The 15368-nt window shown below is 70.8% G+C and carries 11 protein-coding genes; 5 read left to right on the forward strand and 6 right to left on the reverse strand.

Features of this window, described 5'->3' with window-relative positions:
• Nucleotides 1-58: 58 nt before the first annotated feature.
• The 3 genes from ABZU75_RS22025 to ABZU75_RS22035 form a co-directional block, all read right to left on the reverse strand.
• Nucleotides 59-1093, reverse strand: coding sequence for a permease-like cell division protein FtsX (locus tag ABZU75_RS22025; RefSeq protein ID WP_355557131.1), 1035 nt, complete (start codon nt 1091-1093; stop codon nt 59-61).
• 187 nt (nt 1094-1280) lie between these two features.
• On the reverse strand, nt 1281-2219 hold the full coding sequence (locus tag ABZU75_RS22030; RefSeq protein ID WP_355557134.1) for a permease-like cell division protein FtsX: 939 nt from the start codon (nt 2217-2219) through the stop codon (nt 1281-1283).
• Between the two features lie 224 nt (nt 2220-2443).
• Nucleotides 2444-4636: a hypothetical protein gene (locus tag ABZU75_RS22035; protein ID WP_355557137.1), complete on the reverse strand. Its 2193-nt coding sequence runs from the start codon at nt 4634-4636 to the stop codon at nt 2444-2446.
• A gap of 277 nt (nt 4637-4913) precedes the next feature.
• On the opposite strand from ABZU75_RS22035, the gene ABZU75_RS22040 reads away from it, so the two are divergent.
• The 5 genes from ABZU75_RS22040 (at nt 4914) to ABZU75_RS22060 (ending at nt 12323) form a co-directional block, all read left to right on the forward strand.
• Complete coding sequence (locus ABZU75_RS22040; RefSeq protein WP_355557141.1) at nt 4914-6374, forward strand: hypothetical protein; 1461 nt, start codon at nt 4914-4916, stop codon at nt 6372-6374.
• A gap of 180 nt (nt 6375-6554) precedes the next feature.
• The gene (locus ABZU75_RS22045) at nt 6555-8147 is read left to right on the forward strand and encodes an LCP family protein (RefSeq protein WP_355557143.1); all 1593 of its coding nucleotides are present in this window, start codon (nt 6555-6557) and stop codon (nt 8145-8147) included.
• Between the two features lie 384 nt (nt 8148-8531).
• A complete protein-coding gene (locus ABZU75_RS22050; protein WP_355557146.1) occupies nt 8532-10451 on the forward strand; it encodes an acyltransferase family protein in 1920 nt (639 codons plus the stop codon).
• Nucleotides 10452-10500: 49 nt separating this feature from the next.
• Nucleotides 10501-11601, forward strand: a complete 1101-nt coding sequence (locus ABZU75_RS22055; protein WP_355557149.1) for a glycosyltransferase — start codon at nt 10501-10503, stop codon at nt 11599-11601.
• Nucleotides 11586-12323, forward strand: a complete 738-nt coding sequence (locus tag ABZU75_RS22060; RefSeq protein ID WP_355557152.1) for an acetoacetate decarboxylase family protein — start codon at nt 11586-11588, stop codon at nt 12321-12323. The genes ABZU75_RS22055 and ABZU75_RS22060 overlap by 16 nt, the downstream gene beginning before the upstream one ends.
• Before the next feature lie 216 nt (nt 12324-12539).
• Here ABZU75_RS22060 and ABZU75_RS22065 read toward each other — a convergent pair whose 3' ends face one another.
• From ABZU75_RS22065 to ABZU75_RS22075, 3 genes are all read right to left on the reverse strand, one after another.
• Nucleotides 12540-13472: a ribonuclease Z gene (locus ABZU75_RS22065; protein WP_355557155.1), complete on the reverse strand. Its 933-nt coding sequence runs from the start codon at nt 13470-13472 to the stop codon at nt 12540-12542.
• Between the two features lie 98 nt (nt 13473-13570).
• Nucleotides 13571-14446 (reverse strand): sugar kinase, encoded by an 876-nt coding sequence (locus ABZU75_RS22070; protein ID WP_350920713.1) that lies wholly within the window; start codon nt 14444-14446, stop codon nt 13571-13573.
• A gap of 13 nt (nt 14447-14459) precedes the next feature.
• Nucleotides 14460-15341 carry a glycosyltransferase gene (locus ABZU75_RS22075; RefSeq protein WP_350921116.1) on the reverse strand — a complete coding sequence of 294 codons (882 nt, stop codon included), beginning with the start codon at nt 15339-15341 and terminating at the stop codon, nt 14460-14462.
• Between the last annotated feature and the right edge of the window lie 27 nt (nt 15342-15368).

Here is a 15368-nt window from a genome sequence, read left to right on the forward strand (position 1 = left end):
TGCTCTCCGACGGGCGAGGATACTCTGCCCAGCCACGAGCCGAGCGCACATCACGTTCTCAGGACAGCTCCCCTGAGCATTCCTGGGTGATTCCCAGCCAGGAACAGCCTTCGTCCACACGCCTGGCGGGTCCGACGCCCGCCATCCCCTCGACCGCGTCGATGACCGCAGGCACACCCGCCGGATCCGCGACCTTGACGTGGTAACTCTCGGGAAGAGGAGCGTCGCTGGACTTCTGCCCCCACCTGTACGCGAACACCCGGCGGGCGTGGGCGACGTTCTCGAAGTAGACACTCTCGCTCTCCCGCAGGGCGACGAGCCTGGCCCCGACGGCCTTCCGCTCCCGCGCCGTGGCCGGTCCCCGCCCCTTACAGGCAAAGATCGTCCCCTTGCGCCCGCACAACGAGATAGTGACGTCAGCCCTGCCCTGCCAGAAGAACTCTCCGAAGGTCAGGACGTTGGCGACGCCCGGCACCTTGCCCATGGCGGATCCGAACGGCGCCAGGTCGCGCCATCGATGGAGCCTGCCATTGAACGACTCCGGCATGTCCTCCAGCTGGATGGCGGAGAGCAGAACCTTGTTGTCGGCGTTCTGCTCCCTGAAGTTCGCGTACGCCTCCTCCCGGGACTCGAACTCCACCTCCGCCACCTCGGGCATCGCCCGCAGCCTCGCCTCAAGCGCGCGTCGCTGCTTCGCCGTGATCGCCCGCTTGCGGCACTGCTTGAAGGGGTCCCAGTCCTTGCACAGGAAGACGGAGAACGTACCGCCCTCGGGCCAGTCGTCCGGCGGTGGGGACACCTTCTTGTTCCCGGGCCACGGTCCGTCAGGAGACGCGGCTCCCCTGGCGGTGCCCTCCAGGAGGGGCGAGCCGACGCTCCCCACCGCCCCGAGCACCACGGCGGCGACCACCGCACCGGTCAGCAGGGCACGACGAACCCCGGCCCACCTCCGGGCACGAGACCCCCACCCCGGACTCCCGAGGGACGGCTCCTCGGCCTCGAAGGCCGCCATGTCGGCGGGCACAGGGCCGAGGCCCCGCGCACCGCGGGTCCCGGCGTCTCCGTCATCCGAGCCGGCCGTCAGATCCGTCACGTTCAATGCGCCACCCAGCCTTAAACGGATATTTCCACCAATATCACGACACGGATCCTTGCACTCTGATCATCAATGATCAGGCCACCCGTCAGCAAACCAATGCACATACCGACTGGACCGAACATCCGATCAGGAGAGGTGGGGGTCCATCGGACAGGACCCAGCTCCGTCAGTCGACAGGTACCTATTCGACGCGGCCGACGCCCGACATGCCCTTGACCGCGTCGACGACCGCCTGCGCGACAGCCGGATCCGCAAGCTTGACGTGGTAATTCTCCGAGATGAGGACAATACGGAGAGTGCTGGAGGTGAGCTTGCCCATCAGGAAATGCTCGAAGACCCGGCGAGCATGGGCGGCGTCCTCAAAGTAGACACGCTCGACCCCTTCAAGCTCGGTGAGCCTGGTCTCGATGGCCTTCTTCTCTTCCTCCGTGGCCGCGCCTCGGCCCGCGCAGGGATCGGAAGCCTCTTCCGTCTCCTCGGTTTCTGAGTTCTCGGCTTCACACAACCCGATGGAGAGGTCCGCCTTATCCTCCCAGAAGTTATGGCCGAGGACATATCCGTAGGAGACACCCTGCGCGTTCTCCACGATGGTTGCGAACAGCTGGAAGTCGGCCCGGCGGTGGAGTCTGCCGTTGAACGATGTCGGCAGGTCCTCAGGCTGAATGGCAGAGGTCAGAACCCAGTTGTCGGCATTCTCGTCCACGAAGTTCGCCCACGCCGTCTCCTGAGATCTGAATGTCACCTCTGCGACCTCAGGCGTCGCACGCAGCCTCTCCTCAAGTACCCGCTTCTGCTCTGGAGTGATCGCCCGCTTGTGGCACCTCCCGGAGGGGTCGTCGTCCTTGCAGAGAGAGATGGTGAACGTCGCCCCCTCGGGCCAGGGGCCGTCCGGTGGTGGGAGCACCCGGACGGAGTTCTCGTACCCATCCATGCTTCCAGCAGCCCCGAGCACCAGGGCGACGACCGCCACACCGGCCAGCAGGGCACGACCGACTCCGGCCCGTTTCCAGGCGCGAGCCCTCCGCTCCGGATCCCCGAAGGACAGCTCTTCGACGTCGGATCCATCGTTCCGGTCATCCGAGCCGATCACCGGATCCGTCGCATTCAACGCGTCACCCACCGCAATAATCCGGTATTTAGCCCAATATCCTGGCACAGGAACCTGGGCTTTGATCACTAGCAATAAAGCGGGTTCGCTCGGACTATCTGGGCACCTACGTCGGCGGGTGCTCCAGCGGACGGGAAACGGCGGCTGCCCGGATGTCACCCGGGTCCGAGATGAGGATGCTCGCTGTGCCTCGGATCGTCATGACCCCGGGTGGGCATCGGGACGGGCACGAGTTCTCAGGTTCTCGGATCATCACGAGGAACCGTCATCCAGACGTCGGCGGCCAGGGACCAGGTGCCGTTGGGGGGGTCGACGAGGGAGCGCTCGTCCTGGCGGGTGCGGAGGTTCATGATGTGGACGGGGGTGCCGTACCCGGAGACCTGGCGGGCCTCGGCGGCCAGCAGGACCGGGACGCGACCGGCCGCGCGGATCCGGGTGACCAGCCGTCTGACGTCGCTCGTCCGAGGAACGTCGGTGCGGTAGAGAGTGACCCGGGCGGCGGGCAGGCCGCAGCTGCTCCGGACGAGCTGGGTGAAGCGGGCGGCGGTGACGCGCTCGACGACGAGCACCGAGGCGCGCGCGGGCAGGGCCGCGCACAGCGCCTCGACCGCGGCGCGCTCGCCGCGCTCGATCGGGTTGAAGGCGGTCCCCGCCGAGACGAACGCCACGGGGACGAGGAGGAGGACCGCGCCGGCGGTGGCGAGACCCCTTCGGACAGGCGGGCGGTACCCGGACCCGCGCGCCCGGTCCCGCACCCAGCCGAGGCCCCAGACGGCCAGCAGGATCAGGCCGGGGATGACGACGGGGACCAGCCGCCGGGCGGCCCACGGCTGGTCGGGAGTGATCCCGGGGCGGTAGAGCGTGGTGACCGTGGTCCAGGCGATGACGGCCAGTGGCAGCAGCCACTCCGGAGCCGTCCCCCGCACCAGCCTGCGCGCGAGCAGCGCCGCGGCGAGGGTGGCCAGGAGCGCCGCGGGAAGCCCGACGTACCAGATCACCCAGTACGCCGAGTTCTCGTAGTAGAGCCGGGAGCCGTCGATCGGCAGGCCGTTGACCCGCTGGACCCCGACGATGAAGTCGGCGGTCAGCCGGTCCTCGGTGGTGGCCGGTGGCCGGATCACGGTCTGCAGCCAGGGCCGGGCCGCGAAGGCCGCCCCGACCAGCACGACCAGGCCGCCGGCGATCTCGGGCAGCCTCGGCATCCGGGCGGCACGCCGCAGCGGCGCCGCGAGCCGGGGGGCGAGCGCCGCCATCGCGACGGTGAGCACCACGACCGCGCCGCAGATGGCCAGCAGCGGGATGAGCGAGCCCGACAGGTATTTCAGGTAGGGGCGGGAGAGCAGGTAGGCGGCGGCGAAGCCCAGCCCGGCCCCCACCGCCAGCCCGCCGAGCAGCGGCACGCCCAGCCGTCCTCCGTCGCGGTTCCCGGCCCGGCGGACGGCGATGAGCAGCCCGGCGTAGGCGAGCACGGGAAGCACGTCGCGCAGCCCGTCGATCCTGACCATGACGGCCAGCCCGAACACCAGCCCCGCCAGGGCGGCCCCGGTCCACGCGGCGCGGATCGCCGCCGGGCCGGTGCCTGAGGAATCGGGCGGCTGATGGCCGGCACCGGAGGCGCCGGAACCGCCCGGCGGCTCGGGTGGCGGGGAGGCGGTGACACCGGGGCGGAGCCTGGCCTCGGCGTCGTACAGCAGGGCGAGGCCGCCGAAGAGCAGGATCAGGGACGGGATCTCGCTGAAGGTGGTCCGCGAGGTGTAGAGAATCGGCAGGCTGATGGCGAAGACCAGGGCGGCGAGAGGCGCCCAGCGGGCCCCGACGAGCCGGGCGACGACCCCTGCGAGCACCAGCACCGCCGCCGCCCCCAGCACCGGCGGCACCAGCAGCAGCCCGGCGACGTCGCCGAGCCAGGCGCCCACCGCGTGGAGCATCGGCGCCCCCGGCATGAACTGCGGCACGACCGCGCCGCCGAAGCCGTAGAAGCCCACGCTGTCGAAGTGGAGCGCCGGGTCGAGGCCGCCGAAGGCCTGCTCCTGGAAGGGCACGGGCAGCGAGCCGTGCCTGGCCAGCCAGATGCCGTACTGCGCGTAGGTGGCGGGGTCGCGTCGGACGATCAGCTGCTCGCTGCGGAACAGGCCGTTGAAGACTCCCGAGGCCAGTGCGACCGCGATCACCCCGGTGACCTGCCACGCTGTCGCCGGGATGGTCTCCGGCAGGCGCCGCAGACCGTACCGGCAGAGCAGCGCGGCGGCCAGCAGGCCCAGCGGGACCGCGGCGAGCGGCCGGAACCAGCCGAGCAGCAGCAGCGGCAGCCCGGCCAGCAGCCAGCCCGCCAGGACGAGCGCGGGCACGACCGAGACCACGGCGAGCACCTTGCCCGCCGAGGGGCCCGCCGAGGGCCTGCGCGTACGATCCAGCCAGCCGGTGGTCATGACACGACCCGAGCGTACTGGCAACCGAGGCCCGCGCCGGGCACGGGCGCGCGGGACGGCGGTGCCGTGCCGCCCGGCGTCCCACCTGGCGCGGAAGCCGGTAGCGTACGCGCAGCGCGTCAGAAGGGGGAAGAGTGGTCGGGTGGGCGGGGCTGCGGCATCACCGGTCCCTGGGGACGGTGACCACGCGTGTCAGCCGGATTCGGCGACCCGCGATCTCGCGCGGCGGCCCCGGCGGGGCCGCGACCGGAACCCGGCCGGGATTCGTGACCACCGCATGAGCGACGGCGGCTCCCCCGCCCCTCGCGGGTTCCCGAAACGTCGCCGGCTCCCCGGCAGGCGGCGGTTCCCAGACCGCCGCCGGTTCTCCGAGCACCGCTGGTTCCTGCTCGTGCTGGGTGTGGGGGCCGCGCTGCGGGTGATCGCCATGCTCGGCTACCGGCCCGCGCTCTGGTTCCCCGACTCCTACACCTACGTCGTCACCGCGTTGAAGCCTCGGCCCGACCTGGTCCGCCCGGCCGGATACCCGATGTTCCTGCGACTGCTCGAACCTTTCCACGACTTCGCCTTCGTCGCGCTGGCCCAGCACCTGCTGGGGCTGGGTGCCGGCGTGCTGGTCTACCTCACCGCGCGGCGGCTGGGAGCGCCCACCTGGGCCGCGACGCTCGCGTCCGTCCCCTCCCTGCTGGACGCCTACCAGATCGAGCTGGAACATCTGCTGGTCTCCGACACCCTGTTCACGGTCCTGGTCCTCTCGGCGGTCTGCCTGGCCGTGCGCCGATCCGTCGGATGGCGTACCGCGTGCGGGATCGGGCTGTTGCTCGCGGCGGCCACGCTGACCAGAACCGTCGGGCTGCCGCTGGTCGCGCTCTTCGCGGGCTGGCTGATCTTCAAGCAGCGGGGCCGGGTGGCCACGGCGGGGGTGATGATCGCCGCCGCCACGGTGCCGATCCTCGGGTACGGGGCCTGGTTCTACGCGACGTACCAGCGGATCGGCATCGTGGGCGCGAACGGGGTCTTCCTCTACGCCAAGACGATGACCTTCGCCGACTGCGACGTGATGCGCCCGCCACCGGACCTGGCGGTGCTCTGCGACCCCCGCCCGCCCGCCCTGCGCCCGCCCGCGCAGGAGTACGTCTGGGCGCAGGACTCACCGCTGGTCAAGCTGCCCGGCATCACCTTCAGCCGCGGGAACGACGCGCTGGCCGGGCGGTTCGCGTCGCTGGCGATCCGGAGCCAGCCGCTGGACTACCTGGGCTCGGTCGCCTCGGAGCTGGCCCGCTCGTTCACGGTGGACCGCCCGGTCTACCCGGATCAGGAGATCTACGACTACTACCTGTTCCCCGCGTCGCCGCCCGCACCGCCCGGACGCTACCCGGCGACCGTGGGCGCCCAGGCCGCGGAGCGCTACCAGCGTGGTCCGATCACCACCCGGATCGTCGAACCGTACGCGGGCTGGATCCGCTCCTACCAGGGCGTCGCCGGACTGCCCGGCGCGGCGGTGCTGGTGATCCTGCTGCTGCCGCCCGCGGCGGCGTGCGTCCGGCGGTTCCGCCCGGACACCACGGCGTGGGTGCTGCCCTGGTCGGTGGCGGTGGTGTTGCTCGCGATGCCGCCCGCGGTGGCGGAGTTCGACTACCGGTACGTCCTGCCGGCCGTACCCGCCGCCTGCCTCGCGGCGGCACTGGCCGTGCGTAAACCTAATTTCAGTAACATTCCACTAAATGTCCGCATTTGAGTATGCTGGCCGCCGGATCATCACGGCGCTGGCAGGGGGCGGTCTTGGCCAAGTTCGCATCATCACGTCTCCTGGCGCGCCCCTCGTGATCTACTCTCTGGGCGCGATGAGCGAGCTGCGCGAGAACCGGACGATGCCGCCAAGCAGGGGAATCGGATGAGCGACCACCGGCAGGCTTCCGTGAGAGACCAGCGGACGGCACCCGCCTCCCACGGCCGCAGAGGGGCCCGGCGCGCGGGCGGGGAGGGTCCTCCCCCTGAGCGGCTTCCGGCAGCACCTCCACCGCAGCCGAAGGAGGGTCCGCCGAAGGGCAGGGGCCGCAAGCGGAAGCGGCTCGGCATCGGCGCCTGGTCCGGCATCGCGGCGACCGGCCTGCTGGTGCTCAGCACCCTGGGCGGCTACAAGGTCTACCGGGACACGCTCGGCGAGGTCGAGACGCTCAGCCTCGAAGGCAAGCTGGGCAACAACCGGCCGGCCGCTGTCAAAGGCGCGCTCAACGTGCTGATCGTGGGCTCCGACACCCGTGAGGGCGACAACCTGAAGTACGGCCAGAAGATGGCCCACGACGGCAAGCGCACCGACACGATCATCCTCATGCACATCGCGCCCGACCGCGACAAGGCGACGTTCGTCAGCTTCCCCCGCGACTCGGTGGTCGCCATGCCCGCCTGTACGTCGGAAACAGGCGCGCCGGTGGCGGCCCGCACCGAGATGATCAATGCCGCCTACAACGAGGGCGGCATCACCTGCACGATCTCCACCATCGAGTCGCTCACCGACATCCGGATCGACCACTTCGTCGAGGTCGACTTCACCGGTTTCAAGAACATCGTGAACGCCCTCGGCGGTGTCCGGATCTGCCTGACCAAGCCGGTCGACGACAAGAAGTCCAAGCTCACCCTCCCGGCCGGCTGGCACCTGCTGGCGGGTGAGAAGGCACTGGGCTACGTCCGGCTGCGCAACTACGGCGACGGCAGCGACATCGGCCGGATCAAGCGCCAGCAGGTCTTCCTCAGCCAGGTGGTGAAGAAGGCCACCAGCAGCGAGCTGCTGACCGACCCCTTCAAACTGCAGAACTTCATCAAGGTCGCGGCCGGTTCCGTCCGGATGGACGAGGACCTGGCGAAGGACACCGGCACCCTGCTGGAGATCGGGCAGAGCGCCCAGAAGCTGACCGCGAGCGGCGTCAAGCTGATCACCGTCCCGTGGGGCCCGCACCCGGACGACAAGAACCGGGTCGCCTGGGTGCAGCCGTACGCGGACCAGCTCTTCGCCGCGATCAAGAACGACACCGAGGTCACCCCGCCCCCCGACACCAAGGTCAAGACCGTCAACCGCGAGCAGGTCAGGCTCCAGGTGTTCAACGGCACGGACACGCCGAACCGGGCCAGGGAGGTCGCCGCCGAGCTGGCGGAACAGGGCTTCGTGGTCACCCACGTCGGCAACGCCCGCCCGGCGACCGGCAACGTGCCCACCACCACGGTGCGCTACGCCAAGAAGGACACCGAGGACGGCCCCGCCTACGGCGACGCGGTGGCCGCCAGGCTCTCCGGCGACAAGCGCACCCCGGTCGCGGGCAAGGTCAAGCCGGTCACCACCGACAAGTACACGCCGCCCACGGCCTCCAAACCCACCCCCGACGCCAAGGCCCCGACCGGACCGGTCATCCAGCTGATCATCGGTGCCGACTGGCCGGGGGTCCGGGTCCTTCCCAAGATCCCGGACGCCCTCACGGACAAGGTCGTCGACAGCAAGACCGACCCCTGCACCTGACATCCTCGCCCGGCACACGGCCGGGCGAGGGCGTCCGGGCGGAGCACCGTGCCCGGACGCCACGGCCGGATCTCGTGACCGGATCTCGTGGCCGGGCATCGTGGCCGGGCCGAGCGGCGAGGCCACGGCGTCCGGACATCCAACACCGGGCAACGGAGCGCCACCGCCCGGGAAAACGGCGAGCACCCGCCGTTCCCGGATTTTGGACAGTCACGATTACCCGAGAACCTCCGTAATCAGAGTGCGCCTGTGCGACAGCGGGCTCACAGTCGGTTTAGGGTGGTCGGGGCGGCGAGGCAAACGATCACCCGGCCCGCCCCGGGCGCCCCCGCCAGTCTGCCCGACTACTCCCCGGTCTCCGACAGATAGCTGAGCCTTCCCCTCGTGAGCGACATCCGATCCTTCCAGGTGCCGGCCCCCCAGGACGACGGCGGTTCCGACGGCGGACAGGGCCGGAAGCCCGCCCCGTGGCCGACGCCCGGCCAGGCGCAGCCGCCCGGCGGGCACCAGCCCACGTGGCCGGAGCCGCCGGGCGGTGGCCCGGCCGCCGGCCGTCCGTCCCGGCACGAAACCCGGAACGCCCGGGAGGAGGAGAGCCCCGGCGAGGTCACCGAGTGGGGCGGTTACCCGGCATATCGGGAGCCCTACCCCGGCGACCCGCTCGACCTGTCCAAGCCCCTGGAGCCCGAACCGGTGCCCCAGGAGTCCACCTGGGCCCGCGAGACGCCCCAGCCGTGGACTCAGGACGGCCCGTCCTGGACGCAGGAGAGCACCACCTGGGCTCAGGAGAGCACCGGGTGGGCCCAGGAGAGCGCGGTGTGGGCCCAGGAGCCGTCCTGGGTGAGGGAAGCCCCCTCCCCACAGGGCGCCCCCCAGGTGCCCCTCCCCCGGCCTGACTGGGCCCCGCCGCCCGTGTCGCAGCCGCAGACGGGCACGCACCCCTACGTCGCCCCCCAGCCCCAGGCACCCGGCCAGGCGCCCGGCCCGGGATCGCCCCAGGCTCCCGGGCAGCCCGCGAGTCCCGGGATGTTCCCGGGCGCCGGGCACCCGCAGACCGCCACGCCCCCCCGGCAGGCGCCGCCCGCGGGCAGCGAGCGCCCCTTCTCCTACTGGGAGAACAACCACCGGGAGAGCGAATCCTCGTTCTGGAACCAGGGCCCGCAGGCCGAGCAGGAGCTGCGGGCGGAGCGGGAGCGCGAGTCGCAGGTCGAGGAGGAGCCCGCGGCTCCCCCTGCCAAGAAGAAGCGCGAGCCGTATCTCGACAATGTGAAGTTCGTCCTGATCGCCCTGGTGGTGATGGGCCACTCGCTGGTTCCCACCCTGAAGGCGGACTCGGCGAGCGCGGCGTACCTGTTCATCTACATGTTCCACATGCCGGCGTTCGTGCTGATCAGCGGCTACCTGGGCCGCAACTTCTGGCACTCCAACGCGAAGATCAACAAGCTGGTCGACACACTGCTGATCCCGTACGTGGTCGTGGAGATCGGCTACGCGGTGCTCCGCTACGGGCTTGGCCAGAAGTGGACGCTGACGATAATTGATCCGGCCTGGCTGAACTGGTACCTGGTGGCCCTGGTCCTCTGGCGGATCTCCACACCCATCTGGACCCGGATGCGGCAACCGCTGCTGGTCGCGGTGGTCATCTACATGGCGGCGGGCTTCTCCGAGATCTCCGGTGACTTCAGCATCGACCGCTTCTTCGGCCTGCTGCCGTTCTACGTGCTCGGCCTGCTGCTCAAGCCCGAGCACTTCGACCTGCTCAAGCCCACCTGGGTCAAGATCACCTCCGCGGTCGTCCTGGTCGGGGCCGCCGGGGTGGCGATCCTCATCGCGCCGCACGTCCCGCGCGCCCCGATCTACTTCCGCTACAGCTTCAAGGCCATGGACATGTCCTGGTGGATGGGCTTCGGCGTGCGCGCCGCCGTGCTGGTCGCGGCGCTGATCATGACGGCCGCGGTGCTCGCGCTGGTGCCCCGCCGCGAGACCTGGTTCTCCGACCTCGGCACCCGCACCCTGTACGCCTACCTGCTCCACGGCGTCGTGGTGGTCATCGCCAAGGACCAGGGCTGGCTGAGCTTCCCCTGGCTGTACGGCCCGCTGGGCGTGGCGGCGATCGCGTCGAGTTCACTGGCCCTGGCCATCGTGCTCTGCCTGCCGGAGACCCGCAAACTCTTCAAGTGGCTGCTCGAACCCAGGCTGGTATGGCTCTACCGGCGACCGTCCTCGGCCCCCGCCGCCAAGGCCGCGCCCACCACCGAGGCCGCGCCCGCCGCCAAGGAGAGTTCAGCGGCAGTTCCCCGGTAATTAACTCAACACATCCGGTGCTGACGGAACAGCCACCCAGCATCGGCATATGCGGGTATGCGTCGCGACAATCGTTCATCATCCAGAAGACGCCCGGATCGCGCATCGGCAGATCCGGGCGCTTCTCGACGCCGGGCACGACATCACCTACGTCGCCCCCTTCACCGACTGCAACGTCACTCCGGATCCGCGGATCCGGGCGATCGACGTGCCCCGGGCGATCGGCAACCACCGCAGGCGCGCGCTGAAAGCCGCCAGGGGAGCTCTCAGCCGCGGGGTCGAGGGCGCCGACCTGCTGATCGTGTACGACCCGGAGCTGCTCTCCCGCCTGCCCAGGCGCCGCCCCACCACCGTCTGGGACGTACGCGGTGAGGCCGGCGCCACACCCGGGCACTGGGCCCTGCCCTCGCTGGTACGCCGGATCGAGGCCCGAGCGGAACACCGGCTGCGCCTGATCCTGGCCGACGACTCCTACCGGGACCGCTTCTCCCTGCCCCACCCGGTCGTCCCCAACACCGCCTGCGTACCCGAGAACCCGCCTGCGCGGCCCGGCCGCGACCGGGTGGTCCACATCGGTCACCTCTCCGAGGCCGGAGGCGTGGCCGAGCTGATCGAGACGGCCAGGCGGCTGCTCCCCCACGGGATCAGGCTCGACCTGATCGGCGCCGCCGACGCCGGGGTCAGGCCGCTGCTCCGGGACGCGCAGCGGGAGGGCCTGCTCGACTGGTACGGCTATGTGCCCAACCGGCACGCGCTGCGGATGGCCGAGGGGGCGATCGCCGGGCTGTCGCTCCCGCACGACGCGCCCGGTCACCGGCCCGTACCGGCCAAGATCATCGACTACATGTCCCGGGGCGTCCCCGTGGTCACCACGCCGCTGCCCGCCGTCGCCGCCCTGGTCGAGCGGACCGGCTGCGGGGTCGTCGTACCCTTCGGCGACGTCGGGGCGGCGGTGCGCGCGGTGCTGACGCTGCGGGACGATCCCACCGGGGCCGCGGAGATGAGCGGGCGCGGCCACGCCGAGGCCCTGGCCCACCACAACTGGCCGGACCACGCGGGCGCGTTCGTCGGGCGGTTGGAGGAATGGGCGGGCAGACCGGTGACGTCCGGCCTGGAGATTGGTCTACTGGAGGCATGGCACGCCATCTGATTCAGGGGCGCGAGATCGCCATGCCGGTCCGCGTCCGAGACGCCATGGTCTGCAGCGCCTCCTACCTGGTCCGGGCGGACGCCGCACGGGCCGTGATCGCCTACTCCCACCTCGACGTCGCCGAGGTGCTGCCCCGCAAGGCCCTGTGCACGCTGATGTTCGCCGACTACCGCGACGGCGACCTGGGCCCCTACCACGAGTTCGGCATCGCCTTCCTGGCCAGGCCACCCGGCGCGGACCACGCCCCCGGCGGCGGGCTGCGCGCGAACCTGTCCGAGCTACGCAGGACCGGCGCCGGGGCGTTCGTCCACTGGCTCCCGGTCGACCAGGGCTTCACCCTGGAGGCGGGCCGCACGATCTGGGGTTTTCCCAAGGAACTGGCCGACATCGACCTGCGCACGTCCTCCCCCTACAAGCGGTGCATCCTGCGTAAGGACGGCCGCCTGGTGCTGGACCTGCTGATCAAACCCGGCGTCCCGGTGCCGGGCACCGGCATGATGACCGCCCTCGACGCCTACAGCCACTCAGATGGCGTCACCCGCCGCATCCCGTGGTCGATGTCCCCCCGCGGCATCCGCACCCGCCCCGGCGGCGCCCTGATCCGCCTGGGCAACCACCCGATCGCCAAGGAACTGAGCGAACTCGGCCTGCCCAAACGAGCCCTGGCCACGACCACGGTCTCCCACATGGCCATGACCTTCAACGAGGCCAAGGAGCCTTAGCGGGGGCCGGCCGGTCACCGCGATCGCGGCGGCCCGCCGCGACCACGAGAGCCCGTGGTTCGACTACCGCACCCATGCCGGAGGCCGGAGCGGGCGCCTGGCGGAGCCGTACCGCCTTTGGCCGCCGGTCACCGAATATGCCCCGGGCCGCTATCGCTGACCTGGGACAGAGCCTCCCTGGTCAGCATCAACGCCCGACGAACGGGCAGGCGGCGTTCACACCCGTCTGCGGGGCGGGACCGGGACGCGGGCGAGGTCGTGGGCGATGACGACGTCGCCACGGAACACGGCGGCCGCCTGGTCGGCGAAGCGGTGCTCGTCCTCGGCGCGGTACCGCTCGGAGAAATGGGTGAGGACCAGCCGCCGGACGCCGGCCTCGGAGGCGACCTTGGCGGCCTGGCCGGCGGTGAGATGGCCGTAGTCACGGGCCAGCGCGGCGTCCTCGTCCAGGAAGGTCGACTCGATGACCAGCAGATCCGCCCCGTCGGCCAACTCGAAGACCGGGTCGCAGAGGCGGGTGTCCATGATGAAGGCGAACCGTTGCCCGGGACGATGCACGCTGCACTCACCCAGGGTCACCACCGTGCCGTCCGGAGCGGTGACCTGGCCGTCCTCCCGCAGCCGACGGATGGCGAGACCGTGCACGCCCCGGGCGGCGAGTTCGTCAGGCAGCATGGTGATGCCGTCGGGCTCGACCAGGCGATAGCCGTACGCCTCCACCGGATGGTCGAGCCGGCGGGCCGTCAGGGTGAACGGCGCGTCGGCGGTGTCGAGTTCCACCACGGAGCCGCCGAGCGGCTGCTCACGGATCCGGATGGTGTCGTGGAAGATCGTCGCATGCCGCAGCCGCTCCCAGTAGAGCGCACCGCTGGCGGGGAAGGCCGCGTTCGCCTCGGCCACCCCGTCACGTGACATCCGCTGGACGATTCCCGGCACTCCGAGGCAGTGGTCGCCGTGGAAGTGGGTCAGGCAGATCCAGTTGACGTCGTGCACGCTGAACCCGGCGTGAATCATCTGCCGCTGCGTCCCCTCTCCCGGGTCGAACAGCAGGCCGTGTCCGTCCCAGTGCAGCAGATAGCCGTTGTGATTACGGGTACGGGTGGGAACCGCACTGGCGGAACCGAGCACAACAATCTCACGTGCGGACATACGTCAATGATCACTTAACCGGGGGCGGCGAGCGACCGGATAACGGGGAGTCCCGTACCCCGGCCCCACCGGCGGGTCTCGACGGCCCCGGTACGGAGTCAGCCGTCGAGTTCCAGCAGGGGCAGCTCGGCTCTGGTCGGGAGGCCCTGCCAGTCGCTGGGGCCGGACGAGGCGAAGGCGGCGAGCAGGAACCCGCGGCGCAGCCGGTCGGTCGGGTGCAATCCCTCCAGCGCCGCGCTGAGATAGCCCGAGACGAAGGCGTCCCCCGAGCCGTTGGGATCGACCACCGGCGCGGAGATGCCGGCGGCGTCGTGGCGGACGCCGTCGACCCGGACGCTCGCCCCCCGGGCGCCGCGTATCACGATGACCTCGCGGTCTCCGGTGAGCGCGGGCTTGACCAGGTCGAGCTCGCTCTGCCGGACGAACAGCACGTCCGCCGAGCAGGCCAGCACGCTGAGGATCTCCTCGGCCTCCCGCAGGTCGGGCCAGAGCTGGTCGTGGTAGTCGATCGCCACCGAGACGGGGACCCTCGCGGTCCGCGCGGCCCGTACCGCGGCGTGCATGGCGTCGCGCGCGCTCAGCGCGGCGGTGATCCCGCTGACGTGCAGGACGCGCGAGGCCGCGACCCGGTCGACGGGAACGTTCCCCTGGGCGAGCCTGGCGCCCGTGCGGTAGTAGGTGACCCTGGCGGCCTGACCGAGCCTCGACTCCTTCAGGAGCATCCCGGTCGGCGATCCCTCGTCCACCCGGACGTCGGAGACGTCCACCCCCTCGCCGCGCAGCACGGTGAGGATCCTGGACCCCAGCTCGTCACCGCCGACCTTGCCCAGCCAGCTCACCCGGTGGCCGAGCCTGGACAGCCCGATCGCGACGTTGAACTCGGCGCCGGCGACGTCCAGCCTGGCCTCGTGCTCGTGGCGGATCCGGCCGCTGGTGACCACGCCGAAGGCCTCGCCGAGAGTGTAGACGTCCATGCCGGAGCGGGACTCAGACGATCGGTGGGCGGCCGAGGCGCAGCATGCGCCAGGCGGTCTTCCAGCCCATCGGGCGACGCTCCCCCGCGGGTTCTCTGAGCCCCTCGCCGAAGCCCTTGAACCAGGCGCGCAGGGCGGGCCCCGAGCGCTCGCGGACCAGGGTCAGCACGCTCCAGTTGAGCAGGTAGAGCGTCGCGAGCACCCAGGGAAGGTTGCGGCGGGCCAGCCAGACCCGGTTGCGGGCGTTGAGCCGGTAGAAGTCCGTGTGCCTGGTCGGGGGGACCTGTGGGTGGTACATGACCGTCTTGGCGTCGTACTCGATGCGGTAGCCCTCACCGAGGAGCCGCCAGGCCAGGTCGGTCTCCTCATGGGCGTAGAAGAAGCGCTCGGGAAGCCCGCCGACCTGGAGGAACGCCGACCGGCGGATGGCGCACGCGCCGCCCAGGAAGGTGGTGACCGGGGAGGACCGCTCGGGGTCGCCCGCCCGCAGGCGGGGAACGTGGCGGCGCTGGCCGATGCCGCCGTCGGGGTCCTTCACCCGGAAGGAGACGACCGCGAGGTCGTGCTCGGTGGAGAAGCGCTCCCGCAGGTGGGAGACGAGCCCCTGGTCGGCGTACCAGCCGTCGTCGTCGAGGAAGAGGACGACGTCGCCCGTGCACTCCTCGACGCCACGGTTGCGGCCCGCGGGAATGCCCGCGTTGTGGCTCAGCCGCACGCTTCTGATCGAGGCCGAGGACCCCTCGGGCACGGTGGCCGACAGCTCGGGAACATCGGTGCCGTTGCCGACGATGACCACCTCGACGTCGCCGTCGACCTGGTTCAGCGCGGACTCGACCGCCCGGTCCAGCTCTGGGATCCGGTTACCCATGGTGAGGATGACGCACGAGATCTTCAACGGGTCATCGCCTTGACGCGTCGAAAG

Origin of the sequence: Streptosporangium sp. NPDC005286 (assembly GCF_040607515.1) — a bacterium.
Classification (GTDB): Bacteria; Actinomycetota; Actinomycetes; order Streptosporangiales; family Streptosporangiaceae; genus Streptosporangium.